This is a genomic window from Phyllobacterium endophyticum (assembly GCF_003010935.1).
Classification (GTDB): domain Bacteria; phylum Pseudomonadota; class Alphaproteobacteria; order Rhizobiales; family Rhizobiaceae; genus Phyllobacterium; species Phyllobacterium endophyticum.
This window is the reverse complement of the sequence record NZ_PGGN01000001.1, coordinates 572,427-599,163: the sequence shown is the minus strand read 5'-3', so window position 1 is coordinate 599,163 and position 26,737 is coordinate 572,427. Positions and strand designations below refer to the sequence as shown.

Below are 26,737 nucleotides of genomic sequence, written 5' to 3'. Positions count from 1 at the left end.
ACATTGAGCCGGCCCTATAACGCAAGGCCGGCTCAGAGCGGCACTGTTCTAATACCTTGGTCTCTGACGACACGCCAACACCCGCGTGTTAGCTTTTGATTGTTTCAGCCTGTGGCTCCACGTGGAGCCACAGGCATCAGCGATGTTTTGTGTCTTTTCGAGGCGGACCGCTCTGGAATGGCGATCCGCCAAGCCCGGGAGTTTTCAATGATCAAATGGATGGATGCGGGGGCAGCCAGAGTGTGCCTGCTTGGCATGGCACTTGCCCTCTCGATGGCCTGCAGCACTGACAGCAAGGCACAGTCAATACCGCTGGAGGAAGGGATATTTTCAGGCCAGCTGCATTTGGAACAGGCAAGGATTGACGATACGGCAGTCCCCAACGAACCGGTGATTGGCAAGGTCAAGATCATTACTGATCCGGAACCGAGCCAAGAGGGCGATGTTTTCGATGAACCCGTTACAACCAGAACGTTGGATGTGCCCAAGCCCGACGCTGCAGCCCGCTTTCTTGAAACGGCGCCGGACGTGACGAGCGCCGCCAAATACTCATCCACGCAAACATATGAGTATGATCTCGGCAATCTGGTTGCGACGGCCAGTGCGGACGGGATAGACTTTACCGAGGCTGCCGCGCTCATTGCGCCAATCAAAGGCGTGATACGCTTCCCTGATGAGCTGTCCAAGGATAAGATCAAGATTACCTATCCCGTCATTCTTTTTCTGCACGGGCGGTCCCCCGTTCCAGACAGCTACAAGGGTTACGACTATCTTGCCAAGGATCTCGCCAAACATGGATATGTCGTGGTTTCCATTGATGCTGCGAGTGTCAACAATGAGATGGTCACTTTTAAGAGGCCCGATGAGGCTGACATAGCCAGTTTCCCGCCGAAGACACTGCAGCGTTTGTTACCGGGTGTTGATATAAACAGCCCGCCACCGGGAAAAGCTCGAATTAAATGGTTACTTGGCTTGATACGAGCGAAGTACGCTAGCGGGGATGCATCGAGCCTGGCGAGAGGGCAACTGATACTCGGAACTCTCGACAGGTTGCGTCAGATCAACCAACAGGGACAGAAAACAAAGGCTGGAGCCGCTGGCCCGCTCAATGTGTTGAAAGGCAAGCTGGATTTTACCCGCATAGGTATCATGGGACATTCGCGCGGCGGTCACGGTGTTGTGAATGCGCTTCGGCTCAAGGATGAAAGACTGAAGACAACGGCGAACAGTTTGGCGGAGAGCATCCGGAAGAAACCGGATTTGTTCGAGAACTACCCTTTACTTGTAGCGGCCACTCAAGGCACAGCCGACTTAGCCGTAATTACGGGTAGCGATAAGTTCAAGAAAGCCCTCAAAGCCCACAATATATTCCTGGCCACCGGCAGCAAAGGTGATGGTAAATCCGAGCTTTACGGCTTCAAAGGCGGCTTCCTCCTGGCGCCTACCTATGCCGGCAGCGATGAAGACAAACCAAAAAATGTCCCGCTTGCCGTCTTGCTGCCAGGCTGCGACGGCGATGTGGTCACCTTCGATGGTGCCAAGGCTTTTGACAAGAACCGCTTCGGTGCCAAGGATGACCAGGCACCGCGCTATCAAGTTCTAGTGCAAGGCGCCAATCACAATTTCTATAATGCCAAATGGACGAGCGACGATGCATCCAATTATCTTGAAGGACCGGACTTTTGTAAAAGTAACGCAAAAGGCAATGTCCGGCTGAGTGCCGATGCGCAGCGTAATAGTGGCCTTTTTCTTATCGATTCATTCATGCGCTATCATGTAGGCCGCGAAATGCAATTTGCCTCTTACTGGAATGCACAGGCGAGACTGCCGCAGGCAGCGTGTCCAGAAGGCAAAGGAAGCTGTGACGAACGAGTGGTCCTGACGGTTCAAAAAGGCGGAAGTCACAGCAAAACCATCCAGAGCTTCAACCCGGCAAGGGATGGGAGTAGCTTCAACAGGACAGTCGTTCTTTCCGGCATCCACGAGCATGCGCTGTGCGATCTGCCGGTATCGAAACCTCCCAACCCATTTGCTGTGACGACATGCACGCCAGAGCAATTGCCTGCATTCATATCCGCGGTGGGTGGGGCGCCGCGGCAGGGCTTTCTTTCCGTCGCTGACCATCTTGAGCTTTCCTGGACCAAAATAGATGCATCCATCGTCAAGAATCTCGGCGATTTGTCAGCCAAAGGCTATGATTCTCTAACCTTCCGTATCGCTGTCGCTCGTCCGATGGATCAGGAGGTGGAGGTTACGCTCACGGACACTGCAAACCAATCATACCCGATAACAGCGAGCAATTTCAGCGATGCGCTCCATAATCTGCCGCGGCGAAAAGACGTGGACGTCAAAATTCCGGTTGTGGATCACCCTGACGATGAGGTCTACACCGAGGGGCAGGCGAGGATATTCCTGAACATGGTGGCGATACCGCTCAAGGCTTTCGAGGGCGTCGATCTTGCGCATCTGAAGGAGTTGAAACTCGCTTTCCCGAAAGAAAGCGGCAGCGTTGCGATCACCGATATCGAGCTGCAGAACTTTGGACGTGACGAGCTTATTGCAAGCAAGACCGGCATAGGTCTCGCCTCCAGCAAGAAGCCCGAGGACAAGGTGCTTCTCATCAGTCAATGACGCCTCCGTTCGCCGCTTCGCCTTGAGCTGCCAACTTGCCATCCACGGGCGGAAGGTATCTGCGTCTACTAATAGAACCCGGCTTGTGAAATATTCCACAAGCCGGGCTCAGTTTGACACCGCAAGAGAATGTCTTGTCGTTTTTAGCTTCGGTCCTTGACCTTAAACAGCGATCTTGCCGCCGCCCTTTTTGGTAATGGCGAGGACAGAGGGGCGCACCGGCATATCATCCTTGAAGTCCGGCCAGCGAGTGGACGGGTCCTCGTAGTAGGAGGGGCGACCGAATGGCTTCCAGTCCTCGCCGCCATCGCCTGGGTGCTGGACGGCAACCATGAAGGTCGCCATGTCCGGCAGCATGAGCGGGCCGCACATCTCGGCACCGACAGGCACACGGAAGAACAGTTTCGATGTTCCGCGGGCGGGACCGTCGGTATCCACGGCCCAAATGCCGTCGGTGCGGCCGGTTGCCTCGGGCGAATTACCATCGGTAGACACCCAAAGACGGCCATCGGCATCGACTGCGCAATTATCGGGCATGCCGAACCAGCCGTTCCTGGTCGTATCGGTGGAGAAGGATGAACCGACATCGGCCACGGAAGGATCGCCGCATTTCAACAGCACCTCCCATTTGCCACTGGTGGCGGCGAAATTGCCGTCTTCTTCACCAATCTCAATAATATGGCCGAAGGCATTCTTGGCGCGCGGATTTGCGGCGTCGACCTGATCATCCTTGCGCTTCGTGTTGTTGGTCAACATCACGTAGACCTTGCCATTGACCGGGTTGGGCTGAATGTCCTCCGGACGGTCCATCTTGGTGGCGCCGAGCAGATCGCCGGCACGACGGGTTTCAATAAGCACGTCTGCTTGACTGGCAAAGCCGTTGGCCTCCGTCAGCGGCCCTTCACCATGGACGATCGGCAGCCAGTTCACAGAACCATCGGCAGCGAATTTGGCCACAAAGAGCGTACCTTGATCCAACAGATCGAGATTGGAGGCACGATCCTCCGGATTGAACTTGCCGGCCGTGACGAACTTATAGACATAATCGAAGCGTTCATCGTCGCCGAGATAGAAGACGACGCGGCCATCCTTGGCGACGACGGACTCAGCACCTTCGTGCTTGAACCGGCCCATGGACGTGCGCTTTTTTGGCACGGAATTTGGGTCGTTTACATCGACCTCGACGATCCAGCCGAAGCGATTGGCTTCATTTGGCTCCTTTGACAGATCGAAACGATCATGGAACCTGCCCCAATCGTAAGCGCCTTCGGGAATGCCCATGCGCTTGTAATTGGCGGCTTCCTTGCTGTCAGCTGATAGTTCGCCAAGAAAATAGCCGTGGATGTTCTCTTCTGCCATGACGTAGGTGCCCCAGGGCGTTACACCACCTGCGCAATTATTGATGGTTCCGAAGACCTTTGTGCCCGATGGGTCGGCCTTGGTCCTGACACGCTCGTGGCCGGCTACGGGACCAGAAAGCTGCATTTCCGTATTGGCGGTTATGCGGCGGTTGAGCTTCCCGTCCTTGACGACCTGCCATTTGCCGTTCGTCTTCTTGATCTCGACGATTGTGCCACCATGGGCAGCCATTTCGACGTCGACGCGCTTTTGGTCAGCCGGCGCGATCTCGATCTTGGCTTCGCCCTTGTCATCCTTGACGACTTTGACAATGCCGGGGAACATAAGATGTTCATTCGTGTATTCGTGGTTGACGACAAGGAGTCCATGCTCGGAAGAGCCGTCGATCGGGAGATAGCCGACATAATCATTGTTGTACCCGAACTGCTTCGCCTGGGATTCCGGTGTCTGGTTCAGCGGATCAAACTCGGGCGAATCGGCAAAGATGGCGTCACCCCAACGCAATAGGACATCCGCGTCATAACCGGCGGCGACATGGTGCGTCTCATCGATGCCCGCCTCGACTTCGTCAAAGGTGAAAGCCGACTTGCTCTCGGCGCGCGCTTCATCGGCCATCATCAGCGCCATAGGGCTGACCGTCGCGGCGATGGCGGATACAGCGAGCGAGCCCTTCAGGAAGCCTCGGCGCGAAAAGCGCGCTGCGATCAATTCACCCATGGTCGCATTGTCAGTCGGGTTGTGGCCGGGCCCGTCATTTTCCTCGAGCTGGCTGGTGCGGAATATCTGAGAATGGTCGTTCATGGAGCTTACCTCTGGCTGTCTGGCTGGGGAACGGACTTAAACCGTAATTCCCCGCTATGACGGCAGCGTAACAGTCTGATGACAAAACCCCACGTTTGTGTGCATGTCCGACGATGGCCATAGTCAGGCCGATGCGATAAGTCCGCCATAGAGATCGAGATCGACATTGCCGCCGGAGAGCACGACAGCGACCGTCTTGCCCTCGATGTTCACGTCGCTGCCAGCCAAAGCCGCAAGCCCGACACAACCTCCGGGCTCGACAATGAGCTTAAGGTAGTTGGCCGCGTCACGCATGGCGACCTTCACAGCTTTGTCGGAGACGGCGACCGCGCCGGCGAGATTGCGCCTGTTGATCGGGAAGGTCAGATCGCCAGGTTGCGGCGTGAGGATCGCATCGCAGATCGAGCGGTGGCCGGGTTCATTGGCGACCTGTTCACCGGCGATCAACGAGCGGCGCAGATCATCGAAGTTTTCCGGTTCGACCCCCCATATGCGCGTCTGTGGTGAACCCGCCTTCACTGCGACGGAAACGCCGCTGATAAGTCCGCCGCCGCCGCTGGGGACGAACAGTTCATCGAGGTGCAGCCCCCGCTCCCTTGTTTCCGCCACGATTTCCAGCCCGATCGTCCCCTGCCCCGCCATGATGGAGGGATCATCATACGGAGGCACCAGGACCATACCGCGTTCTTCGATATAGGGCCGGGCAACCGCATCGCGCGTCTGGTTGTAGCGGTCGTAGAAGACGACATCCGCACCATAGGAACGCGTGTTGGCGACCTTGGTCTGTGGAGCGTCATGCGGCATGATGATAGTAGCGTGAATGCCGAAGAGCCGGGCGGAACTGGCGACGCCTTGGGCGTGATTGCCGGAGGAATAGGCGATGATGCCACGCCTTCGTTCATCCTCCGTGAACTGGCTGATACGGTTGTAGGCCCCGCGGAACTTGAAAGAGCCTGTGCGTTGCAGGCATTCCGGCTTGAACAGGATGCGCGCCTTGTACCTGGCGTTCAAAGCCTCGGATTCGACAAGTCTCGTAGATACGATCTGGCCTTTGAGTCTTACCGCCGCAGCCTCGACGTCCGCAATTCCAATGGCCAAATCCTGACTATCCATACTATCCCGCTCCGATGCTGCACCGCGGGGAATTGATAGCACCGCGATCTGCGAGAGGCACTTAAATCATTGTCATCATAGCAATCGACGGCGCTCCTCAGGCGGGAAGATTTTCTGCCCGGTTTTTTAGAAACTGCGGCAGTTCGGCGATAGATCCCAGGATGGCGTCGCCAAGATGCGCGAGATCGTCGAGAGTGCTGTTGCCGGACAGGACTCCAATGGCAAGCCCCGCACCTGCGGCGTGGGCCATTTCCAGATCATGTGCGTTATCGCCGACCATGGCGATGGCATCCGGTTCAAGGCCGGTCCTTGCGGCAAAGAGATGGAGCTGGTCCGCATGCGGCTTGGCGCGGGCGACCGAATCATAGCCGATAATGACGCTGAACCACCGGGTGAGGCCGAGCGACTCCGCCGTTGCTCGCGCACCGGCTTCCGAATCATTGGTGGCGATGCCGAGGACGAACCCCTGCGTTACCAGTGCTTCGAGCGTCGCCTGCAGGCCTTCGATACCAACGGCACGCCGCGAGCCTTCTTCCGCGGCATAGGCATCGTATTCCTGGATACGCATCCGTTTCTCTTCGAGAGTCAATTCGGGATGCCAGAGATCGACAATATCGTTGATCGTTCCTGCCGCTATGATCGAGCCGCCACGGAACTTTTCCATCTCCCAGTCATAGCCACCGGCCTCGACAAGTGCCCGCGCCCGTTCCTCGTCGCCATCGGCTGCCTTGTGCGCCAGTTCCATGGTGATGCCAAACCAGGTGCGATTAAAATCGACCAATGTGCCATCCTTGTCGAAAAGAATGCCGCGGAGGTGATGCGAACCGACTGTTGCCATCATGCTTCCAGCGAGCCCGGCCTGGCGGTTTCCGAGCGCTTGCTGCCGAGCAGTTTCATCAGATCATCGCCGCGCCTTGTATAGCGATGTCCCCGGCGGGTGAGCACGCGTCCCGCCTGCGGTGCGGTCAAGGTAATGTCACCGCCCGGATCACCCGGATTGGTTACGACAGTCACCAGCCTGTCACCAGCCCGCACTTCGGTGCCGATATCGACGTGGAACAGGATCATGCCGCCCTGCGGTGCCCGGATCATCTCGACATTTTCGAGGGGCGTTACCGGTCCGGCGAAATCGACGTTCAGCCTGATAGTGTCATCCTTGACGACGCCGCGATGGACAAGAAATCTATACAGACCCTCAGCGTCGGCCTTGCCGGTTGCGAAATCGACATCATTCAGGCCGCGAAACTCGACAGTCGTGACAGCGCGGGCTTTTCGCTCGCCCTCGGGCAACTGCAACGCCGGATGGGCACAGGCCTCCTCGAAAGCGGCATCCGCGGTACTGTCCCACGAAAGGATGGCGGTCGAGCCAAGTGCGGAAGCAAGATCATACATCTCGGGCAGGAACGCCTGATGAATATAGAGATAGTTTTCGCTTTCATCATCGCAGTGCAGGTCGAGCACGATCTCGTGCGGCAGAGCCAGACGAAGGAGTTGGGCCTTCAATCGTTCCGCCAACGATTTCGGCGCATCGATATCGGGGAGTGCCGACGTATCGAACGTGTCAAGCAGCGGGAAGGAACGATTGAAATTAACGCCGGAGAAGTAGTCGAAGCGACCGAGATGCTGGTGCGCCTGCCATTGTGCCGACCCGATCGGATTGGCTTGGGGAACAACAGTGATGCGACCGACGACGCGACCTTCCGTTTCGGCCTTTTCCAACATGGGTATGAGGAAATGCAGCGCCGCCTGCCCGGGGAGTTCCGACCCGTGCAGCGACGATTGCAGATAAGCGCTGACGGCGTCGCTGTCGGCGCCCTCGAAGCGCAGGACACGCAGTTCGATGCTGTTGCCCGGCACGTCGCCGGGGAGCTCTATCGTTTCGATTTCCATGTTGTCGTTCCGCAGTGGCAGGATTCGGGCAATTGCCGCCAAGATAGGCAGCTTTATGCCCCTTCACAAGAAGCGAAGCCGAGACAATCGATACTTGTGACCTGAGCAGTAGACACGTATTTATTTTCGTAAATTTCCGCGAATATACTGACATTTTCTAGTGCTACCTTAGTATAATTGACGCTCTAGCCGGTCAATAATACTTAAAGTGTACACGCGAATCCTGGTGGGGCAAAATGCGCATGATGAACAAATCCGACCGTCTAAGTCTGCCGGCAACTTCGCCGCGATTACTGCGAAGCCGTTTGCTCCTGCTTTCCCTATCGTCGGTCGCAATCATACCGTCGCAAGGCCTTGCCCAAACGGTGATCGACGGTGGCCTGACGCGTACTGTAATTGCGCCGGAAACCTGGGAGCTAACGGACTCACTGATTATCGGCAATGCAACGAGCGGCGACCTTGTCATTGAGGCCGGCGGCAAGTTGAAAGGCATCGGCGCTGTTTTGGGCAAACAGAGCGGTAGCACCGGGACAGTATTTGTCACGGGACCCGGATCGGAATGGCACGCCGGCACAACCCTTGGCATCGGCGATAGCGGGAATGGCAAGCTAACAATCGCTGATGGCGGCAAGGTTGTGCTTACAAGCCAGACGGTCATTGGCGCCACTATTGGCGGCAGCGGCGAATTGTTGATATCCGGCCAGGGTGCCAACCTGACCACAGGCGGCACCGAGGGTTTCACAATCGGCCACAGCGGTAAGGGCGTCCTGACGGTGGAACAAAAGGGAACTCTCAACAGCAATTCAGCCAATATCGGCGGCTTTGACGGTTCCAACGGTACTGCGACGGTGCGGGATGCCGGATCGCTTTGGACTGTCGATGGCAGTTTGGCTGTTGGTGGCGACGGGTCGGGTGAACTGACCATAGCAGAAGGCGGCGCGGTTCGCATCGGCACAACGACGTTCATCGGGGCGGTCAACAACACCGATACTCCCGGACGTTTACACAAGCTCGTTGTGACCGACAAGGGCTCCAGTCTGAGCAGCCGCCGTCTGATTATTGGCACGAAAACGCTTGGCGAACTTTCTATCATGAATGGCGCGACATTGACGACAACCGGATCGGGCACAGCCCCAAACATGGAATCCTTGCTTGGGCGGACATCAGGCGGCATTGCGGGATCAGCAAACGTGACGATTGATGGCGCCGGCTCGAAATGGACGGCGGGAGGAACCGTTGTCGTCGGCGAAACAGATTCAGCTAATATCAAGTTGAGCCGTGGCGGCGAATTTTCAAACGCCCTTGCCGTTCTTGGCCGAAACGCCAATTCGTCCGGAACCGTTACTGTCACAGGCAATTCCAAATGGGACACAACGGGAGCCTTGACAATCGGTCAGGCAGGTTTCGGCGTTTTCAATGCGGATACAGACGGTGCGATTACCAGCGGATCCGGCATTCTTGCCAGGGACGCGGGATCGGCAGGTGTGCTCACCCTGAAAGACAGGGCCAACTGGACCGTTGCCGATGCCATGACCATCGGCCAGGATGGTGACGCTACGCTCAACATTTACAATGATGCGCGACTCTCAAGCGCCACGACAGCTATCGCGACCAATGCCGGATCGAAAGGCGTTCTCAATATCAATGGTGCGCAAAGTGGTTTTGTCACAAACAGCATCACCTTCGGCGCGGGTGATGGCACGGTCAATTTCAACGGAGATCGCCAGATCAATGCTGCTATTGCCGGCAAAGGCAAGCTGAACTTAAATTCCGGTACATTAGTCCTTGCATCGGACAGCGGCGGCTTTACTGGTACGACGACGGTGAGCAACAAAAGCATTTTACGCGTCAACAACACGCTTGGGGGCGCGCTTCATGTGCTTGGCGGCGGATTTCTTGGCGGCGTCGGCACTGTCGGTACGACAAGGCTCGATGCGGGATCGATCCTCGCGCCCGGCAATTCTGTCGGGACAATCCACGTCAATGGTGACCTACTTCTGGCGTCTGGAACAACCTATCAGGTAGAACTCAATTCCACCGCGAGCGATCTGACACAGATTACCGGCACGGCCACGTTGACCGGCGCGCGAGTGCAAGTGGTGGCGGTTGAGGGCCAGCCCGACCCCGCCGGCTATACGATCCTGACTGCCGCAGGCGGCTTGAACGGGACAACATTTCAGGATGTGTCGACTGAGTTGGCATTCTACAAACCGGAGCTTCTCTACCCCAACGGCACGGATGTTCGTCTAGTGGTAAAGCGCAATGATCTGAAGCCCCCCATCATCGATCCCCATGGTGGAGGTGGCTCTGAACTTGACAAGAAAATCAAGGCACTCGAAACGGAAACAGCGCCGCGTACTGTTGAACAACTGCCGGGCCGGATTCACCCCGCACTGGCTGGCGTTCTTCTTGAAGACAGCCGATTTGTCAGGGACGCCATCGGCAACCGGTTGCGCACGGCCTCGGACGATCGGGTTTCGACAGGACTGCCTGTCCTCGCTTTTGGGGAAGACGTAAAAGAATTGCCCGCTGACGTGGTCAACCGGTTTGGATTGTGGAGCGAAGGTTTCGGCTCCTGGGCTGACATCAAGAGCGATGGAGGCTTCTCCGATGCAGCACGGTCTCTTGCAGGGTTTATGATTGGCGGCGATGCCGTAATTGGTGAATATGGCCGCGCCGGTATTGTGGCGGGTTACAGCAAAACCGATCTGAAGCAGTTGGGCCTCGCTGCAGAGGCCTCCGTGGACAGTTACAATCTCGGCCTTTATGGCGGGGCTGAATATGGCCGTATCAACTTTCGATCAGGTGCGGCCTATAGCTGGCACAATATCGAGGTATATCGCCAGGTGCGGTTCATGGACCGCCTCGAAAGATTGGGCAGCGACTATGATGCGGGAACGGCGCAAGTCTTTGGCGAAATCGGTTACAAGGCCGGCATTGGCGCTGTGGCGTTGGAGCCATTTGCCAATCTTGCCTATGCGCGGATTCACACAGACCCTTTTGCCGAAAATGCGGCTCTGGCTGGTCTCGCCAGCAATGGCGCTGATAATGATCTGACGGTCAGCACGCTAGGATTGCACATCTCGGGCGCTTTACCGACGACCTCGCTGAACGCAAGCTTTCGGGGCACAATCGGCTGGCGTCACACCTATGCTGACGCCGTGCCTTCCTACCGCGTGAATTATACCGGCCTCGGTCTGATCGGTATTGACGGGCTGAGGGTCGGCAGGGATGCGGTCGTGATTGACGCCGGGATCGCATTTGCACTTGGCAAGAACACGACGCTCGACCTGAGCTATGATGGTCTGTTCGCAGAAGGTCTCAGTGACAACGCGGCAAAAGCCGCATTGTCTGTAAGATTTTAGTCGTCGACGCCATCGAGATCAGGACTTGGGGTCGCGGCGCTTGCGCAGGTGCGCGACAAGACCTTGCGTGGAAGCGTCCTTGTCCTTCGGCTCCACCTCCCCTGACACAACGGGCAGAAGTTCCGTTGCGAGTTCCTTGCCAAGTTCGACACCCCACTGATCGAAGGCGTTGATGCCGTAGAGCTGTGCCTCGACGAACACGCGGTGCTCGTAAAGCGCAATCAGGCGTCCCAGTGTAAAGGGATCAAGAATGTCATGGATAATGGTGATCGAAGGGCGATTGCCAGTGAAAACCCTGTGCGGCGCTATGCGATTCACCTCGGATTTTGGCAGGTTCTTTGCCGCGAGCTGCGCCTTGGCTTCTTCAAGCGTGCGACCGCGCATCAGCGCCTCGGATTGGGCGAGGCAATTGGCGAGCAGCATCTCATGCTGGTTGGCGAGATCTGGCTCGTGACCCTTGGCAGCAACAATGAATTCCACGGGAATAGTGTCCGTGCCCTGATGCAGGAGCTGGAAGAACGCATGCTGGCCATTGGTACCAGGCTCACCCCAAACGACCGGCCCTGTGGGCCCGCTGACGGGTTTGCCGTCGATGGTAACTCCCTTGCCATTCGACTCCATGTCGAGCTGTTGCAGATAGGCTGGCAGACGGGCAAGACGCTGATCGTAGGGAATTACGGCGCGGCTGGTATATCCGCAAGTGGCGCGGTGCCAATAGCCGATCAGACCCAGAATCATGGGCAGGTTTCTGTTCAGCGGGGTCTTGCGGAAGTGCTCGTCCATGGCGTGGGCGCCATCAAGGAAGCGGCCGAAATTTTCCGGACCGATAGCAATCATCAGGGGCAGGCCGATCGCGGACCAGATAGAATAACGGCCGCCGACCCAATCCCAAAAGCCGAATATCCGGTCCTGAGGAATGCCGAAGGCATCGACCTTGTCGAGTGCTGTGGACACGGCGGCGAAGTGCTTGCCGACTGCCTTCTCGCCTAGCGCATCTGCGACCCATTTGCGGGCCGCCTTGGCGTTGGTCATGGTTTCTATCGTCGTAAACGTCTTCGAAGCGACGATTATCAGTGTTGTTGCCGGGTCGAGGCCCGCAAGGGTATCGGCGATATGCGCACCATCGATATTGGAAACAAAATGCGTCCTCGGGCCGTCATGGTACGGCGACATGGCAAGCGTGGCCATGGCTGGCCCCAGATCGGAACCGCCGATGCCGATGTTGACGATGTCGGTGATGGCTTTGTTCTTCGCGCCTTTGATCTCGCCGCTTCGCAGTCCGTTGGAGAATGCGGCCATGCGATCCAGCACGTCCTCGATTCCGGGCATGACATCTTCGCCGTTCACCTTGATCGGCTTGCCGGAGCGATTGCGCAGCGCGATGTGCAGCACGGCGCGACCTTCCGTATTATTGATCGGTTTGCCGGCAAACATTGCATCGCGCCGGCCTTCGACATCAGCTTTCTTCGCCAGGTCGGCGAGCAGCGAAATGGTCTCGTCATGGATGAGGCATTTCGACCAATCGAGCAGGAGATCATCAAATCCGAGCGAGTAGCGCGCGAAGCGTTTCGGATCCTGTGCAAAGGCGGTGCGCATGTTTTTGGGTGCGCCACTCTTCCAATGAGCCTTCAATGCCTGAACCGACCGCTTGAGGTCGCTCGCTTGTTCTGACGCCATGTCTTTCTCCTGAGATAACGCTGATGGTGGGCAAACTGCCACTGGAATGCTCTTAAAGCAACGCATGTCCAAATAGAATGGATGCGTGACAGAAACATGGACATAAGCATTTGCGTGTCTTAGCCTTCTACTTTCCAGGGAGGGCTTCGAATATGGATTTGACGGGGGAAGAACGGATCGCGGCGTCGCGTGATACGGTATGGAGAGCGCTGAATGACCCGGAGATATTGAGGGCCTGCATTCCCGGATGCGAGAGCCTTGAGAAAATATCCGATACGGAGCTCGAGGCTACCGTCGGCGTCAAGATGGGCCCGGTGAAGGCGCGCTTCACCGGGAAAGTGGAGCTGACAAATCTAAACCCGCCTTCCTCCTACACAATCTCCGGGGAAGGCAAAGGCGGGGTTGCTGGATTTGCGAAAGGCGGCGCCGATGTGACCTTGACCGAGGAAGGCGCCGAAACCGTGCTGGCCTACAAGGTCAACGCCGATGTCGGTGGAAAGATAGCTCAACTCGGCAGCCGATTGATCGCCTCGACTTCGAAGAAGATCGCGACGCAGTTTTTCGAGAACTTCAACGCAGCCGTGAGCGGAACATAAACAACCCACTGTCGCAATTTCCATAGGCCATGACGGAAAGCCGTTTGGGTTTACGCAGCCGAAGCCGGATATCCTGAATGCGTGCAATAATGCATTCGAAAGACGGCAGGCATGCGTTCGTTTGATTTCATCATCGTCGGTTCAGGATCGGCCGGATCCGTCGTGGCAGAACGTCTGTCTGCCAACGGGCGTTACTCGGTTCTGGTGCTGGAAGCCGGCGGATCGGACAGGCGCTTCTTCATCTCGATGCCGCTTGGGTACGGCAAGACCTTTTACGACAAATCCGTCAATTGGATGTACCGTGCCGAGCCCGACCCCGGCCTTGCCGGAAATGCGGATTACTGGCCGCGTGGCAAGGTGCTGGGCGGCTCGAGTTCGATCAACGCGATGGTTTATGTCCGCGGTGCACCGGACGATTTCGACGAGTGGCGCGACGAGGGCAACCCAGGCTGGGGGCATGCCGATGTCCTGCCGGTCTTCCGGTCGCTTGAGGATCATGACGGTCCAGCCCGGAGCCTGGGCAAGGGCGGGCCATTGCATGTCACCGATTGTTCGAAGTCATTTCATCCGCTGGCCAATGCGATGATCAAGGCAGGGCAGGAAGCGGGACTTGCCTATAATGCGGACTTCAATGGCGCGACTCAGGAAGGTGTCGGACCCTTTCAACTGACGACGAAAGGCGGACGGCGAATGTCGGCGGCGCGGGCTTTCCTGCGACCTGCGATGAAGCGGCCCAATTTGACCGTGATTACGCAAGCCATGGTCACGCGCGTGGCCTTTGACGGGAAACGCGCCACCGGCGTGGAGTTCGTCCGGAACGGCAAGAGTGAAACCGTTGCCGCCGGGCGCGAGGTCATTGTCTGCGGCGGGTCGATAAATACGCCGCAACTCCTTGAATTGTCCGGCATCGGTGACGCCCAACGGCTGCGTGGTTTTGGCATCGAGACGATGCATCACAATGCTCATGTCGGCGAACACCTGCAGGACCATCTCGGCATCAACTATACCTATCGTGCCAACGTCTCATCGCTGAACCAGATCTTGCGGCCCTGGTGGGGCAAGGCCCTGGCGGGCATGGAATATCTGTTTCAGCGCAAGGGTCCGCTGTCTATCAGCATGAACCAGGGCGGCGGCTTCTTCCGCACCGATCCCTCGCGCATGCGTGCCAACATGCAGCTCTATTTCCAGGCATTCTCAACTTTGGTGCCCAAGAATGGAGAGCGGCCAATTCTCACGCCCGACCCCTGGCCCGGATTCTCGATCGGCCTGTCGAACTGCCGTCCGACAAGTACCGGTTCCATCCACATCCGATCCAGTAATCCGCACGAACAGCCGCGGATCATCCCGAACGCATTTTCGACTGACCACGACGTGGCTGAGATGCTCGACGCGGTGAAATTTTTGCGCAGGATTGCCGCAACACCAACGATGTCCAGGCTGATCGTCGAGGAGTTGCTGCCGGGACCTGCCTGTCAGAGTGACGAGGAACTGATCGCGGACTTCAGACGGCGCAGCGGCACGGTCTATCATCCGGTCTCGACATGCCGAATGGGCCCCGATCCAGCGCAATCGGTGGTCAATCCGCGGTTGCAGGTTCATGGCGTAGACCGCCTGCGCATCATCGACTGCTCGGTGTTTCCGAACATCATCTCCGGCAACACCAATGCCGCAGCAATGATGGTGGGGGCAAAGGGAGCGGAGCTCGTGCTGGAAGATCAGCGGCAATCTCGCTAGCGACGCGCGACGTATTCCGCTGCGGTTGCCAGGGTTCAACCGTAGCGTGCTTCGAGCAAATCGATATCCCGCACCATCTTGCTGGCGATCGTACTTTCCAGGCGTCGCGCCCGCACCAGCCGGTAGATTTCCTGCCGCTCCGCCTTTAGCGCCGTGATGTGCAACTGCTTGCCGATTTCCTCGCTTCGTGCCGCCTGTTCGCGTTCCTCGCCAAGGTGCATGCGCCCGTCTATGCGCTTGCGGTATAGTTCCATGATCTGCGTAGCTACGTCTGTGAACGCATCTGCATCCGCGCGGCCGGTGGCCAGATCGTGCTGCGCTTTTTCGATGGCCATGATAGCGGCTTCCGCGGCCGCAATACGCGCGTAGTCCTCGGCGCGCTGGTGCGAGTCCTCAACCGGCAAGTCGATATTCTGGAGCAGGCGCGGCAGGCAGATGCCTGCCGTGATCAGTGACAGGATGATGACGCCGCTCGCCAAAAATATCACGAGATCGCGAGCAGGAAACAAGGTGCCATCATTGAGCAAGAGCGGTAGCGTCAGGATACCAGCCAGGGTGATAGCACCGCGAACGCCGGCAAAGGACATGGTGGCGACGAGGCGCCAGCTAGGCTTGACCGCGGCGCCGCCGTGGTTCAATGGGCGGTACAAGGCGATGCGCCACGAAGCCCATACCCACAGGAAACGCAACGCCACAAGGACCGCATAGATAATAACGACATAGACGCCCAGCCACCACGGACTCGAGCCGCCGCCATGCTGCACGTTTTCGACGGCACCCATGAAAATGCTTGGAAGCTGCTCACCCAAGAGCACGAATATGGCACCGTTGGCGGCAAATTGCGCCGTGTCCCAGACAGCTGCGCGTCTCACCCTTGTCAGCGCAAGAGATTGACCGGTATTCTCGGCATAGCTCATGGTTATTCCAGCGGCCACGGCCGCGAGGATGCCGGACGCGTGGAGGTGCTCGGCCAGGAGATATGCACCAAAGGGAATGAGAAGGCTGATCAGTATCTGCGACCCGCTCTCCTCGCCAAGGTGACGCGCCAGGAAGGCCTTGCCTTTCGTGACGCCGATGGTGACGCCGACGCCAATGGCAATTCCGGCAAAGGCGAGCCAAAGAAAAGTGAAGAAGGCTTGCGGAAGGGAAAACGTGCCCGTGAGCATTGCTGCAACGGCAAAGCGCATGCAGACAAGTCCGGACGCATCGTTCAGCAGAGATTCGCCTTCCAGGATATGCATCATTCGCGATGGGATCGGCACGCGCGCGGCAATGGCGGAAACGGCAATCGGGTCCGTAGGCGAAAGGATGGCCGCAAGGGCAAACGCCACCGGCAGCGGGACGGATGGAATCATCCAGTGAACGAAAAAGCCCAGCCCGACGACTGTGAATATGACGAGCCCCAGCGCCATTTCGAGAATGATGCCCTTGTCGCGGAATAGACCTTCCTTGGGAATGCGCCAGCCATCGAGGAACAGCAGCGGCGGCAAAAACAGCAAGAAGAAGATGTCGGGTTCAAGTTCGACGCGGATGCTGGTTACGGAGGCAATTACTGCACCAAGCCCTATTTGAACCAGTGGCAGCGGTAATGGAACGGGCGACACGCGGATAAGGGAATCGCTGACCACGACGGCCAGTAACATCAGGAGGACAATGGTTATTGTTTCCACGGGAACCCAATTCGATCGAAGCAGAGTGAAGAACGCCAGGCGCTTTGTCGAGGTGAACCTTGGCAACTTTGTGCCGGGAACAGGCCCTTTGGATGAATCCTACAAAAACAGCCTCATCATGTTTTTACGTTTACGTTAATGTAAAGACTTGCAAGCCCTGGGGCTCTCGCTCTAGATACGAATATTAAGTACCATGTGGCAGGCTGGGAACTGTTGCATGGTTCAAGTGATTTTTAAACGGGGAGGATTAACATGGCACGAGAGACGACACCGGCAAAAAAGAACACCAGCAGCACAAAAGCCGAGGCAGCAGCCGACAGATCAGTAAACAGCGAGGCGCCTGCTTCCGTAAAGGTCTCCGCCAACGCCCCCATGCCCACGCCCAAAATGTGGGTGAAGTCTTATCCCGACGGCGTGCCAGCAGAAATTCCAGCTTCGGAGTATACGTCCCTCGGCGATTTCTTCGACAAAGCGTTTAAGCGAAACCCTGGGAAAGCCGCTTTCACCTGCCTTGGCAAGCCTTTGTCCTATGCCGAACTCGACACCCGCTCGATTGCTTTTGCTGCATGGCTACAGTCACGGGGATTGGTCAAGGGCGATCGCGTTGCGATCATGATGCCCAATGTCCTGCAATATCCCGTTGCTATCGCCGCGATCTTGCGAGCAGGTTTGATCGTCGTAAACGTCAACCCGCTCTATACCCCGCGCGAACTCGAACATCAGTTGAAAGACAGCGGCGCGAAAGCCATCATCATTCTGGAAAATTTTGCCGCGACGCTGGCGAAGGTTATCACGAAGACGTCCGTGCAACATGTGGTCGTCGCAACGATGGGCGATATGCTGGGCGTCAAGGGCCATCTGGTCAACTTCGTTGTCAGGCGGGTCAAAAAGATGGTTCCGGCTTTTGCCTTGCCAGGGCATACGCCATTCAAGGCCGCCTTGGCCAAGGGCGCATCCCTCCGTTTCAAGACTGTCGAGGCGAGCCAGGGGGATGTTGCTTTTCTGCAGTATACTGGCGGCACGACCGGCATCTCCAAGGGTGCAACCCTTACGCATGGCAATATACTTGCCAACCTGACGCAGATGAAGTTGTGGTGCGATGTCGGGTTCAAGCTCAAGGGGCGCCCCGAGAACCTGATCTATATGTGCGCGCTGCCGCTCTATCATATTTTCGCCCTCACTGTGAATGCAATGATCGGCATCGAGCAGGGCGCCAATAATATCCTTATTCCCAATCCGCGCGACATACCCGGGTTTGTGAAAGTCTTGCAGAAACAGCCTTACCACTTTTTCCCTGGCCTGAGCACGTTGTTCAACGGGCTGATGAACAATGCGGATTTCCGCAAGCTGGACTTCAAGCACCTCCTGATCACATTCAGCGGCGGCATGGCTCTGCCGAAAGCCATTGCCGATCGCTGGCAAGAAATGACCGGCTGCGTGATCATCGAAGGATATGGTCTGTCGGAAACTTCGCCCGTGGCATCTGCGAACCCGCTGAACATCACTGAATTTTCCGGTAGCGTGGGGGTGCCCCTGTCCTCGACGGATTTTTCCATCCGCGACGACGATGGAATCGAGCTTCCCTTGATGGAAGCTGGTGAAATCTGCATTCGCGGTCCGCAGGTGATGGCAGGATATTGGAATCGCCCCGACGAAACTGAGAAGGTCATGACGAAGGACGGCTTCTTCCGCACCGGTGACGTCGGCTATATGGACGATCGCGGATACGTCAAAATCGTCGATCGCAAGAAGGACATGATCCTCGTTTCCGGGTTCAATGTCTTTCCGAACGAGATCGAAGAGGTGGTGATGGAACACCCCGGCGTGGCCGAAGCGGCGGCTGTCGCGATGGCAAATGAGAATTCAGGTGAAGTGGTCAAGCTCTTCATTGTCCGCAAGGACCCGGCGCTTACCGAAGAAGCGGTGAAAGCTTTCTGTGCCGAGCGGCTGACCAATTACAAACGCCCGCGTTCCGTCGAATTCCGCGACGAACTACCGAAAAGCAACGTGGGCAAAATTCTGCGGCGCGAGTTGCGCGATGCGGATCAGGCCGCCTTGTCTCGAACCTGATAATCCTTGATCGCGGCGAAGCGGATCGCTTTCCAGCGTTCCGCTTCATAAGACAGCGAGAAGGTATTCTGGGCGAGAAAGACCGGATCATTGTCAAGATCGTGCGCGATATCGGCGCGATGCGCATTGATAAAGCGCTGCAACTCGGCCGGATCGTCGGCTGAAATCCAGCGCGCGACGGTAAAGCGGGCTGGTTCGAAGCCGACAGGCAGGGTATACTCCACCTTGAGCCGTTCGGTCAGGACATCGATCTGCAACGCGCCGACGACGCCGACAATAGCAGGGGAGCCATCATCCGGCAGGAAGAGCTGGACCACGCCCTCCTCCGCCATCTGCTGCAATGCTTCGCGCAACTTCTTCGCCTTCATGGCATCGTCGAGCCGCACGCGGCGAAGGATTTCCGGTGCAAAGTTCGGCACCCCGCGGAACAGAAGGTCTTCGCCCTCGGTCAATGTGTCGCCGATACGCAGCGTCCCGTGATTGGGGATTCCGACCACATCGCCTGCCCAGGCCTCATCGGCAATCTGGCGGCTGCGCGCAAAGAAGAATTGCGGTGCAGACAAGCTCATGGGCTTGCCGGTTCGCACAAGCTTGGCCTTCATGCCGCGCGACAGCTTTCCCGAGCAGACACGCAGAAATGCAATGCGGTCGCGGTGATTGGGGTCCATGTTCGCCTGAATCTTGAAGACGAATCCGGTCATCCTGTTTTCAGTCGCCTCGACCTTGCGCGTGTCGGCATCTTGCGCGCGCGGGCTTGGTCCATAGTCACAGAAGGCCTCGATGAGATCGCGCACGCCGTAATTTCGCAGGGCTGACCCGAAATATACCGGCGTGAGATGCCCCTCGCGGAAGGCCTGAAGATCAAACGGGTTGCAGGCATCGCGTGCCAGCGTCACTTCGTCGATCCAGGCCTGCCGCTCATTGTCGGGCAAAAGACCGGACGCCGCAGGGGATTCCGGGCCGTTGACCGGCGTCGGGACCTCTTCCTCATCACGGCGGCGGACGGTGTTGTTCTGCAGATTGTAAGTACCGGCAAAGCTCTTGGCGCGGCCGATGGGCCAAGTGATCGGGGCAGTGTCCAGCGCGAGCTTCTGCTCGATCTCATCAAGAATTTCGTAGGGATCGCGGCTTTCACGGTCCATTTTGTTGATGAAGGTGACGATAGGTATGTCGCGCATGCGGCATACTTCGAAGAGTTTGAGGGTTCTGGCTTCGATACCCTTGGCGGCATCGATGACCATGACTGCGCTGTCGACGGCAGTCAGGGTGCGGTAGGTATCATCGGCAAAGTCCTCGTGACCGGGCGTATCGAGCAGATTGAAGATGCAGTCTCTATACTCGAACGTCATGACCGAGGTGACGACCGAGATACCGCGGTCACGCTCTATGTTCATCCAATCGGAGCGGGTTTGGATGCGGTCCTTCTTGGCCTTGACCTCGCCTGCAAGCTGAATTGCCCCGCCGAACAACAACAGCTTTTCGGTGAGCGTGGTTTTACCGGCGTCAGGGTGGGCGATGATCGCAAAAGTACGGCGCTTGGAAACAGGATGGTCGGCAGAAGACATTGAAAGCTCAAACTCGGTGGAGGAAGGTTAGCGCGCCTTCTATCAGCAGCGAGCCTTGCAGTCGATGGTTGATTGTCAGCCGCTGTATGCAATGATGCAGGGGGTCCCATCAGCCCGACGGCAGCCGCGTGGCTGGTGCGTATTATGTGCAAACCAGGCACCCTTCATATCTTGTGAGTTGACCCCGACCGCCGTCTGGTGAAAAAGGTCTTTTCATGTCCAAAATATCCGATTCCGTTCGCTATAAGAACCCCGCTCTCGGTATCGTCCGGTTGCCACACGGTCAGGACCTTGAGCTTCCCGCTTATGAGACTGCAGGCTCCGCCGGCATGGACCTGCGCGCAGCTGTGCCGGAAGACCGGCCATTGCTACTTTTGCCGGGTCGCAGGGCATTGGTGCCCAGCGGCTTGATTTTCGAAATTCCGCAGGGTTTCGAAGCGCAGGTCCGGCCGCGTTCAGGCCTGGCGCTGAAGAACGGAATTACATGCCTGAATACTCCTGGAACGATTGATTCAGACTACCGGGGTGAGGTAAAAGTGTTGTTGATCAATCTCGGCGATGACGATTTCTATGTGACGCGCGGCATGCGAATTGCGCAAGTCGTCCTTGCTCCGGTCGTGCAGCTAGATGTCGAAGAACGGCAGCATGCCAGCGATACGGCCCGGGGCGCCGGGGGCTTTGGTTCAACAGGCACGTCCTAGAATGTAGGACATCCGCACCGGGAGGTCGTCATGGACAAAGGCAGGGCTTTTCGCGAGCTGCATGAAGCTTCCGGGACTTTCCTCATGCCTAATCCGTGGGACCCCGGGACGACGATGTTCCTGGCGTCTCTCGGATTCAAGGCACTCGCAACCAGCAGTGCCGGGTTTGCGTTTTCACGCGGGCTGCCCGATGGGGCCGTGCCTTTCGACATGATGATAAACCATTGCAAGGATCTCGTTTCCGCAACCGGCCTTCCCGTCAATGCCGATCTGGAAAAAGGCAAGGGCGACAGCCCGGATAGCGCTGGCGAGACGATCTTCGCAGCGGAGGCGGCCGGGCTCGCCGGGTGTTCTATCGAAGATTATTCGGGCGACGATCGCAATCCGATTTATGATTTCTCGCTTGCGGTCGAGCGGGTGGCAGCAGCGAGCGAAGCTGCCAAGGCACTGAAAGGCGATTTCGTCTTCACCGCCCGCGCCGAAAACTTTTTGCACGGCAGGCCAGACCTCGAAGACACGATCCGGCGGTTGCAGGCGTTTGAAGCGGCTGGCGCGAATGTCCTCTATGCGCCGGGCATAGGCGATATCAACCACATCCGCCAAATATGCTCCTCCGTCTCCAAACCCGTCAATGTGATGGCCCTGCCGGCGTTTACGGTCGCGCAGCTTGCCGAAGCCGGGGTCAAGCGCGTTTCCATTGGCCCTCGACTGACCACCATTGCCTTCGCCGCGGTTCGCGACGCAGCGCACGAGATGCTGGACAAAGGTACTTTCGCGTTTGGCGACCGCGCCATGCCCTTCGGGGAATTGCAGCAACTGTTTTCGCAGGGCGCGAACAAGGACATCTGAAATAATGACGAGACCGGAGCTGGTGATTTTCGACTGTGACGGGGTGCTGGTCGATACGGAAACGCTCGGTAATCGTCACCTCGTTGAAATGCTGTGCGCTTCCGGATACGCGACCACTTTCGAGGCCGTCCGCAGGGACTTCTGCGGCATGCCGATGCGTGCAGTGAAGGAAAAGGTCGAGAGCGAGGGGTACGTGCTTGGCGACGATTTCGTTGATCGCTGGTACAAGGCCATACCGATCATCTTCGAAAACGGTGTCGAAGCCATCCCTCATATCGAGGAAGTCATCGCTGCGGTGAAACAGGCAGAGCTTCCATACTGTGTCGCTTCGTCGGCGAATGTTGAGAAAATGCACATAACCCTGGGGAAAACGGGGCTGATAGACCATTTCCGCGATGTGCTCTACAGTGCCTCGATGGTAGCCCGAGGCAAACCTTTCCCCGACCTGTTTCTGCACGCGGCTAGGGAAATGGGCCATGAGCCGTCCCGGTCTGTCGTTATCGAGGATAGTGTCGCAGGAACCAGGGCCGGCACGGCGGCCGGCATGCGCGTGTTTTCCTATTGCGGCGACAAACATGCGGATCACGAGGGGCTGACTGCCGCAGGCGGCATCCTCTTCGATGACATGCGAAAACTGCCCGCGATGCTGGGGCTAGCAGCCTGATGGCCGAGACGCTGACTGTCATCGACATGCACACGGGCGGCGAACCCTTGCGAATCGTCACTGCCGGTTATCCGAAACTACCCAAGAGCACGATCCTTGAAAAACGCGCCTATGTTCGTGACAGGCTGGATCATCTGCGCAAGATCCTGATATTCGAGCCGCGCGGCCATTTCGACATGTATGGCGCCGTTCTGGTAGAGCCCGACCTGCCGGGAGCCGACCTGGCAGTGCTTTTCATGCACAATGAAGGTTATTCCACCATGTGCGGCCACGCCATTATCGCGCTTGGGCGCTATGCCGTCGACTATGGCATAGTAGCCAAAGTCGACCCGGTGACGACGGTACACATTGAATGCCCGTGTGGCATGGTGGTCGCATCGGTCGAGGTGCGCGACGGAAAATCCGGTGGCGTTTCGTTCGAGAGCGTGCCTGCGTTCCTGTTTGCCCGGGATCAGAGCGTGGAACTGCCAGGCTTCGGCTTGATCAGTTTCGATGTGGCATATGGAGGGGCGTTTTATGCCTTGGCCGATTGCAATCAGTTTGGTCTCGAGTTCGGACGCAACGCGGCAGGAGAATTCGTACGTGCTGCCACTACCCTTACGGAGGCCGTGAAGGATGCGGTGCAAATCGACCACCCGGACCACAAAGACCTGGCATTTCTTTATGGATCGATCCTGACAGATGGTGCCGATGACTGGAACGAGGCCCCGACAAAAAACGCCTGCATCTTTGCCGATGGACAACTAGATCGCTCTCCGACCGGATCGGGCGTGACCGCGCGGTTGGCTGCGATGCACGCCCGGGGCCAGATACATGAAGGAAACGCTCGAATCTTCGAAAGCATCGTTGGTTCACGCTTTGCAGGCTTTATTGCCTCAAAAACGAAGGCCGGGGAATTCGACGCCATCACCGCACGCGTTTCCGGTCGCGCCTATTATAGCGGTCGGGCAGAGTACATCGTTGAGGACGATGATCCGCTGGGGCAAGGTTTTCTCGTTCCTTAGAACCTGAAAATATTCAACCGGTTGGTTGACTATTGTTTGCGTCGATGATATTAAACCATATGGTTGAATTTCAGACACATCATCTCGACTCCGTGTTCCACGCTCTTTCCGATCCAACGCGAAGGGCGATGTTGCACCGGCTTGCGGGCGGCGACCATTCAGTGAGCGATCTTGCGACGCCCTTCAACATGTCGCTCGCCGGCGCATCCAAACACATAAGGGTGCTGGAAGGCGCCGGGCTGGTCCGGCGTCACGTCCAGGGCCGAACGCATATGTGCCAGCTCGAGGCTGCGCGGCTGGCCGACGCGCAAGAATGGCTGCGCACTTATGAACGTTTCTGGACATCGCGTCTTGATGACCTTGAGACACTCCTGCGCGAGGAGGAACGTGCCTCGCCTTCCACGCATGAAAAGACGACGAAAAAGCTACCCAAACCTTGAGTAAGGAGAACGAAATGAACGAGCATGTTGGAAATGACCGTCTCGGTATCGTCACTGCGCCGCGAACGGTTCGCATCGAACGACTTCTCCCGGGGCCTGTTGAACGGGTATGGGCCTATATCACCGAATCGGACAAGCGCAAGAAGTGGCTGGCGCAGGGCCCGATGGCAAACCATGTTGGCGGCGACGTCAAACTGACGTTCCATCATTCGCAACTTTCGGATGAACCAGCACCCGCGGAATTCGCGACTCTCGAGGGCGCAAAGCAAGAGGGCAAGGTACTTCGTTACGAACCGCCGCATGTCTTGAGCATTACATGGCCCGACGGGGGACAGGATTCCGAGGTCACCTTCGAACTCGAACCGAAAGGCGCCAGCACTTTGCTCAGGGTGACGCACACACTTCTTTCAAGTCCCAAATCCATGGTCATGGTCGCGAGCGGCTGGCACACCCATCTGGGGATCCTTGTAGATCACCTCAATGGAGACACGCCCTCGGGATTCTGGGGAAATTTCGAACGGGTCAGACAAGAGTATAGCCAGATTATCGCCGAGTAGGGCCTAAACCAACTGACAAACGGCCGAAGTTGCGCCAGCAGGTTCGAACTTCGGCCGCATTCACCTGGTGCCGAACGGCCGTTCCAAAAGCATGACCTGCTCACCTGTGTAGCTCGTCTCAAGCATTTTGCTGAACCCGTTCTTCTCCGCGACCCGCAATGAGGCGGCATTGTCAGGCGAAATTATGCAAAGCGCCCGATTTTGCTTGAGGGTATCTTCTCCCCAGCCCACAACTCTGGAGATCGCTTCGCTGCCATAGCCCTTGCCGTGGATTTCGGGTGCGAGGACCCAGCCCATTTCCGGCGTATCGCCAAAGCGGGGCTCGATATCGCGCTCGAAATTGCCAAATCCCAACTCTCCGATAAAGCGCCCGCTTGCCTTCTCCTCCAATGCCCAGAAACCATAGCCTATCAATGGCCACATGCCGGCATAGCGCAGGAGGCGCGCCCACGACTGCTCTCGTGTCGACGGCTTGCCGGAGATATATCTATATACGGATGGATGGGCCCACATTGCATGCAGCGCCTCAAAATCCTCGCGCTTGTGAGCACGAAGGATGAGGCGCTCGGTCTCGAGGACTGGGATCATGACGGCTGTTCCTGTAAATGATCGCATAAAACGCTCATACTTCCACCGATTCCAAGGCGGCTGCAATCTTCGCCGCCAATCGCTCCGCAACTTCTTCCTTGCTCATGTCCGGCCATTCCTCGACGCCTGACCGCGTGACGATGCGCACCGAATTGCGGTCGCCGCCCATGACGCCGGTTGCGTGGCTGACATCATTTGCGATGATCCAGTCAGCGCCTTTTTTGTCGAGCTTTCGCTGAGCATTGGCAAGTACATCCTGCGTTTCGGCAGCAAAACCGATGACCAGATGCGGACGCAATTTACTATGTCCTACACCCGCGAGAATGTCCGGGTTTTCAACCATCTGCAGCCTTGGCGCCTTCTCTCCGGCCTTTTTCTTGATCTTCTCGCCAGCTTCTTCAGCCATGCGCCAATCGGCGACGGCGGCGACCATGATCGCGGCATCGGCGGGCAGAAGCTGCTCGACAGCATCGCGCATTTCACGTGCAGATTCCACGTGGATCACGCCTACGCCTTCCGGATCCGGGATAGTGACAGGACCCGACACGAGGCGCACCGTTGCGCCAAACCTTGCCAGCGCCGCGGCTATGGCATGGCCCTGCTTTCCAGATGATCGATTGGCGATGTAACGCACGGGGTCGATTGCCTCATGGGTCGGCCCAGAGGTCATGACGATGGTTTTGCCTTGCAGAGGCTTCGCACTCCGGTCGAGCAGCTTTTCTATTGCGGCCGCGATTTCCAGCGGCTCCGCCATACGGCCCGAACCGCTCTCGCCGCTCTCCGCCATCTCGCCCCTGTTGGGGCCGACAAACCGAACGCCGTCCTTTTCTAGCGTTGCGCGATTTCGCTTCGTGGCCGGATGGTCCCACATCCTGGGGTTCATCGCGGGCGCTACCAGCACAGGCTTGTCCGTCGCCAGTAGCACCGCGGAGGCAAGATCATTGGCAAGACCTGTTGCCATCTTTGCCATCAGGTCCGCTGTCGCCGGTGCGACGACGATCAGATCAGCCTCGCGGGACAGGCGAATGTGACCGACGTCCTGTTCGTCTTCACGTGAGAATAGTTCCGTAAAGACCTTGTCGGCTGCGAGCGCTCCGACCGCCAGCGGCGTAACGAACTCTTCCGCCGCCCCGGTAAGCACCGGGCGAACCTGTGCACCGCGCTCTCGCAGCCGCCGGATGAGGTCGAGACATTTATACGCAGCAATTCCGCCGCCGATGATCAGCAGGATGCGGCGTCCGGATAAGGAGCCGGAGTGCTGCCGGATAGACGACGCGGGCGCCACCGGCAGACTTGATGCTCCAAGGTCGGCGAGAATAATCCGCACTTCTTCTTCCATCGACCGCCCGTTTGCTGCTGCCCGCAGGCGCAACCTTTCCTTGATCGAATCGTCCAGATTTCGGATGGTGATACTGGCCATATGCTTGCACCTACGTAGGTAAATGACGGCACAATGCAATCAT

General features: G+C 57.5%; 20 protein-coding genes. 11 read left to right on the top strand and 9 right to left on the bottom strand.

Annotation, left to right across the window (positions count from 1 at the left end; all coding sequences use genetic code 11):
* The first annotated feature begins 207 nt into the window (after window positions 1-207).
* Window positions 208-2,631 carry an alpha/beta hydrolase gene (locus tag CU100_RS02865; RefSeq protein WP_106715030.1) on the top strand — a complete coding sequence of 808 codons (2,424 nt, stop codon included), beginning with the start codon at window positions 208-210 and terminating at the stop codon, window positions 2,629-2,631.
* Window positions 2,632-2,793: 162 nt separating this feature from the next.
* Here CU100_RS02865 and CU100_RS02860 read toward each other — a convergent pair whose 3' ends face one another.
* The 4 genes from CU100_RS02860 to CU100_RS02845 form a co-directional block, all read right to left on the bottom strand.
* A complete protein-coding gene (locus tag CU100_RS02860) occupies window positions 2,794-4,791 on the bottom strand; it encodes a PhoX family protein (RefSeq protein WP_106715029.1) in 1,998 nt (665 codons plus the stop codon).
* 123 nt (window positions 4,792-4,914) lie between these two features.
* Window positions 4,915-5,904, bottom strand: coding sequence for a threonine/serine dehydratase (locus tag CU100_RS02855; protein WP_106715028.1), 990 nt, complete (start codon window positions 5,902-5,904; stop codon window positions 4,915-4,917).
* 97 nt (window positions 5,905-6,001) lie between these two features.
* Window positions 6,002-6,742: an HAD family hydrolase gene (locus tag CU100_RS02850; RefSeq protein ID WP_106715027.1), complete on the bottom strand. Its 741-nt coding sequence runs from the start codon at window positions 6,740-6,742 to the stop codon at window positions 6,002-6,004.
* Window positions 6,742-7,794 (bottom strand): M14 family metallopeptidase, encoded by a 1,053-nt coding sequence (locus CU100_RS02845; protein WP_106715026.1) that lies wholly within the window; start codon window positions 7,792-7,794, stop codon window positions 6,742-6,744. Before CU100_RS02845 ends, CU100_RS02850 begins: the two co-directional genes overlap by 1 nt.
* Window positions 7,795-8,036: 242 nt before the next feature.
* On the opposite strand from CU100_RS02845, the gene CU100_RS02840 reads away from it, so the two are divergent.
* Window positions 8,037-11,159 (top strand): autotransporter outer membrane beta-barrel domain-containing protein, encoded by a 3,123-nt coding sequence (locus tag CU100_RS02840; RefSeq protein ID WP_170113712.1) that lies wholly within the window; start codon window positions 8,037-8,039, stop codon window positions 11,157-11,159.
* An 18-nt stretch (window positions 11,160-11,177) separates the two neighbouring features.
* Here CU100_RS02840 and pgi read toward each other — a convergent pair whose 3' ends face one another.
* Entirely contained in the window at window positions 11,178-12,836 is a 1,659-nt protein-coding gene (gene pgi, locus CU100_RS02835; RefSeq protein WP_106715024.1) for a glucose-6-phosphate isomerase, read from the bottom strand.
* Window positions 12,837-12,988: 152 nt separating this feature from the next.
* On the opposite strand from pgi, the gene CU100_RS02830 reads away from it, so the two are divergent.
* Window positions 12,989-13,432: a CoxG family protein gene (locus CU100_RS02830; protein ID WP_106715023.1), complete on the top strand. Its 444-nt coding sequence runs from the start codon at window positions 12,989-12,991 to the stop codon at window positions 13,430-13,432.
* 111 nt (window positions 13,433-13,543) lie between these two features.
* Entirely contained in the window at window positions 13,544-15,166 is a 1,623-nt protein-coding gene (locus tag CU100_RS02825; protein WP_106715022.1) for a GMC family oxidoreductase, read from the top strand.
* A gap of 35 nt (window positions 15,167-15,201) precedes the next feature.
* On the opposite strand, the gene CU100_RS02820 is transcribed toward CU100_RS02825, so the two are convergent.
* Window positions 15,202-16,836, bottom strand: a complete 1,635-nt coding sequence (locus tag CU100_RS02820) for a Na+/H+ antiporter (RefSeq protein WP_106715956.1) — start codon at window positions 16,834-16,836, stop codon at window positions 15,202-15,204.
* Window positions 16,837-17,208: 372 nt separating this feature from the next.
* Between CU100_RS02820 and CU100_RS02815 the strand changes: the two genes are divergently transcribed.
* Entirely contained in the window at window positions 17,209-18,906 is a 1,698-nt protein-coding gene (locus CU100_RS02815; RefSeq protein ID WP_245418949.1) for a long-chain-fatty-acid--CoA ligase, read from the top strand.
* Here CU100_RS02815 and CU100_RS02810 read toward each other — a convergent pair.
* Window positions 18,882-20,471 carry a peptide chain release factor 3 gene (locus tag CU100_RS02810; protein ID WP_106715020.1) on the bottom strand — a complete coding sequence of 530 codons (1,590 nt, stop codon included), beginning with the start codon at window positions 20,469-20,471 and terminating at the stop codon, window positions 18,882-18,884. The two genes, CU100_RS02815 and CU100_RS02810, sit on opposite strands and share 25 nt — an antisense overlap.
* A 215-nt stretch (window positions 20,472-20,686) precedes the next feature.
* Here CU100_RS02810 and dut point away from each other — a divergent pair, with 215 nt between their 5' ends.
* From dut to CU100_RS02780, 6 genes are read left to right on the top strand one after another with little or no spacing between them, the layout of a single operon-like run.
* Window positions 20,687-21,172: a dUTP diphosphatase gene (gene dut / locus CU100_RS02805; RefSeq protein WP_106715019.1), complete on the top strand. Its 486-nt coding sequence runs from the start codon at window positions 20,687-20,689 to the stop codon at window positions 21,170-21,172.
* Between the two features lie 30 nt (window positions 21,173-21,202).
* Window positions 21,203-22,021 carry an isocitrate lyase/PEP mutase family protein gene (locus tag CU100_RS02800; RefSeq protein ID WP_106715018.1) on the top strand — a complete coding sequence of 273 codons (819 nt, stop codon included), beginning with the start codon at window positions 21,203-21,205 and terminating at the stop codon, window positions 22,019-22,021.
* A 4-nt stretch (window positions 22,022-22,025) separates the two neighbouring features.
* Window positions 22,026-22,685 (top strand): HAD family hydrolase, encoded by a 660-nt coding sequence (locus CU100_RS02795; protein ID WP_106715017.1) that lies wholly within the window; start codon window positions 22,026-22,028, stop codon window positions 22,683-22,685.
* Entirely contained in the window at window positions 22,685-23,689 is a 1,005-nt protein-coding gene (locus CU100_RS02790) for a proline racemase family protein (protein ID WP_106715016.1), read from the top strand. The genes CU100_RS02795 and CU100_RS02790 overlap by 1 nt, the downstream gene beginning before the upstream one ends.
* Before the next feature lie 59 nt (window positions 23,690-23,748).
* Window positions 23,749-24,129, top strand: a complete 381-nt coding sequence (locus CU100_RS02785) for an ArsR/SmtB family transcription factor (protein WP_106715955.1) — start codon at window positions 23,749-23,751, stop codon at window positions 24,127-24,129.
* Between the two features lie 14 nt (window positions 24,130-24,143).
* Window positions 24,144-24,686, top strand: coding sequence for an SRPBCC family protein (locus CU100_RS02780; protein WP_106715015.1), 543 nt, complete (start codon window positions 24,144-24,146; stop codon window positions 24,684-24,686).
* 60 nt (window positions 24,687-24,746) lie between these two features.
* Here CU100_RS02780 and CU100_RS02775 read toward each other — a convergent pair whose 3' ends face one another.
* Window positions 24,747-25,274: a GNAT family N-acetyltransferase gene (locus CU100_RS02775; protein WP_106715014.1), complete on the bottom strand. Its 528-nt coding sequence runs from the start codon at window positions 25,272-25,274 to the stop codon at window positions 24,747-24,749.
* Window positions 25,275-25,308: 34 nt separating this feature from the next.
* Window positions 25,309-26,694: a bifunctional phosphopantothenoylcysteine decarboxylase/phosphopantothenate--cysteine ligase CoaBC gene (gene coaBC / locus CU100_RS02770; RefSeq protein ID WP_106715013.1), complete on the bottom strand. Its 1,386-nt coding sequence runs from the start codon at window positions 26,692-26,694 to the stop codon at window positions 25,309-25,311.
* Window positions 26,695-26,737 lie beyond the last annotated feature (43 nt).

Coding starts and splice junctions, on each gene's coding strand:
- CU100_RS02865 (WP_106715030.1), top strand. CDS start 208: ATGATCAAATGGATGGATGCGGGGGCAGCCAGAGTGTGCCTGCTTGGC.
- CU100_RS02860 (WP_106715029.1), bottom strand. CDS start 4,791: ATGAACGACCATTCTCAGATATTCCGCACCAGCCAGCTCGAGGAAAAT.
- CU100_RS02855 (WP_106715028.1), bottom strand. CDS start 5,904: ATGGATAGTCAGGATTTGGCCATTGGAATTGCGGACGTCGAGGCTGCG.
- CU100_RS02850 (WP_106715027.1), bottom strand. CDS start 6,742: ATGGCAACAGTCGGTTCGCATCACCTCCGCGGCATTCTTTTCGACAAG.
- CU100_RS02845 (WP_106715026.1), bottom strand. CDS start 7,794: ATGGAAATCGAAACGATAGAGCTCCCCGGCGACGTGCCGGGCAACAGC.
- CU100_RS02840 (WP_170113712.1), top strand. CDS start 8,037: ATGATGAACAAATCCGACCGTCTAAGTCTGCCGGCAACTTCGCCGCGA.
- pgi (WP_106715024.1), bottom strand. CDS start 12,836: ATGGCGTCAGAACAAGCGAGCGACCTCAAGCGGTCGGTTCAGGCATTG.
- CU100_RS02830 (WP_106715023.1), top strand. CDS start 12,989: ATGGATTTGACGGGGGAAGAACGGATCGCGGCGTCGCGTGATACGGTA.
- CU100_RS02825 (WP_106715022.1), top strand. CDS start 13,544: ATGCGTTCGTTTGATTTCATCATCGTCGGTTCAGGATCGGCCGGATCC.
- CU100_RS02815 (WP_245418949.1), top strand. CDS start 17,209: ATGCCCACGCCCAAAATGTGGGTGAAGTCTTATCCCGACGGCGTGCCA.
- CU100_RS02810 (WP_106715020.1), bottom strand. CDS start 20,471: ATGTCTTCTGCCGACCATCCTGTTTCCAAGCGCCGTACTTTTGCGATC.
- dut (WP_106715019.1), top strand. CDS start 20,687: ATGTCCAAAATATCCGATTCCGTTCGCTATAAGAACCCCGCTCTCGGT.
- CU100_RS02800 (WP_106715018.1), top strand. CDS start 21,203: ATGGACAAAGGCAGGGCTTTTCGCGAGCTGCATGAAGCTTCCGGGACT.
- CU100_RS02795 (WP_106715017.1), top strand. CDS start 22,026: ATGACGAGACCGGAGCTGGTGATTTTCGACTGTGACGGGGTGCTGGTC.
- CU100_RS02790 (WP_106715016.1), top strand. CDS start 22,685: ATGGCCGAGACGCTGACTGTCATCGACATGCACACGGGCGGCGAACCC.
- CU100_RS02785 (WP_106715955.1), top strand. CDS start 23,749: ATGGTTGAATTTCAGACACATCATCTCGACTCCGTGTTCCACGCTCTT.
- CU100_RS02780 (WP_106715015.1), top strand. CDS start 24,144: ATGAACGAGCATGTTGGAAATGACCGTCTCGGTATCGTCACTGCGCCG.
- CU100_RS02775 (WP_106715014.1), bottom strand. CDS start 25,274: ATGATCCCAGTCCTCGAGACCGAGCGCCTCATCCTTCGTGCTCACAAG.
- coaBC (WP_106715013.1), bottom strand. CDS start 26,694: ATGGCCAGTATCACCATCCGAAATCTGGACGATTCGATCAAGGAAAGG.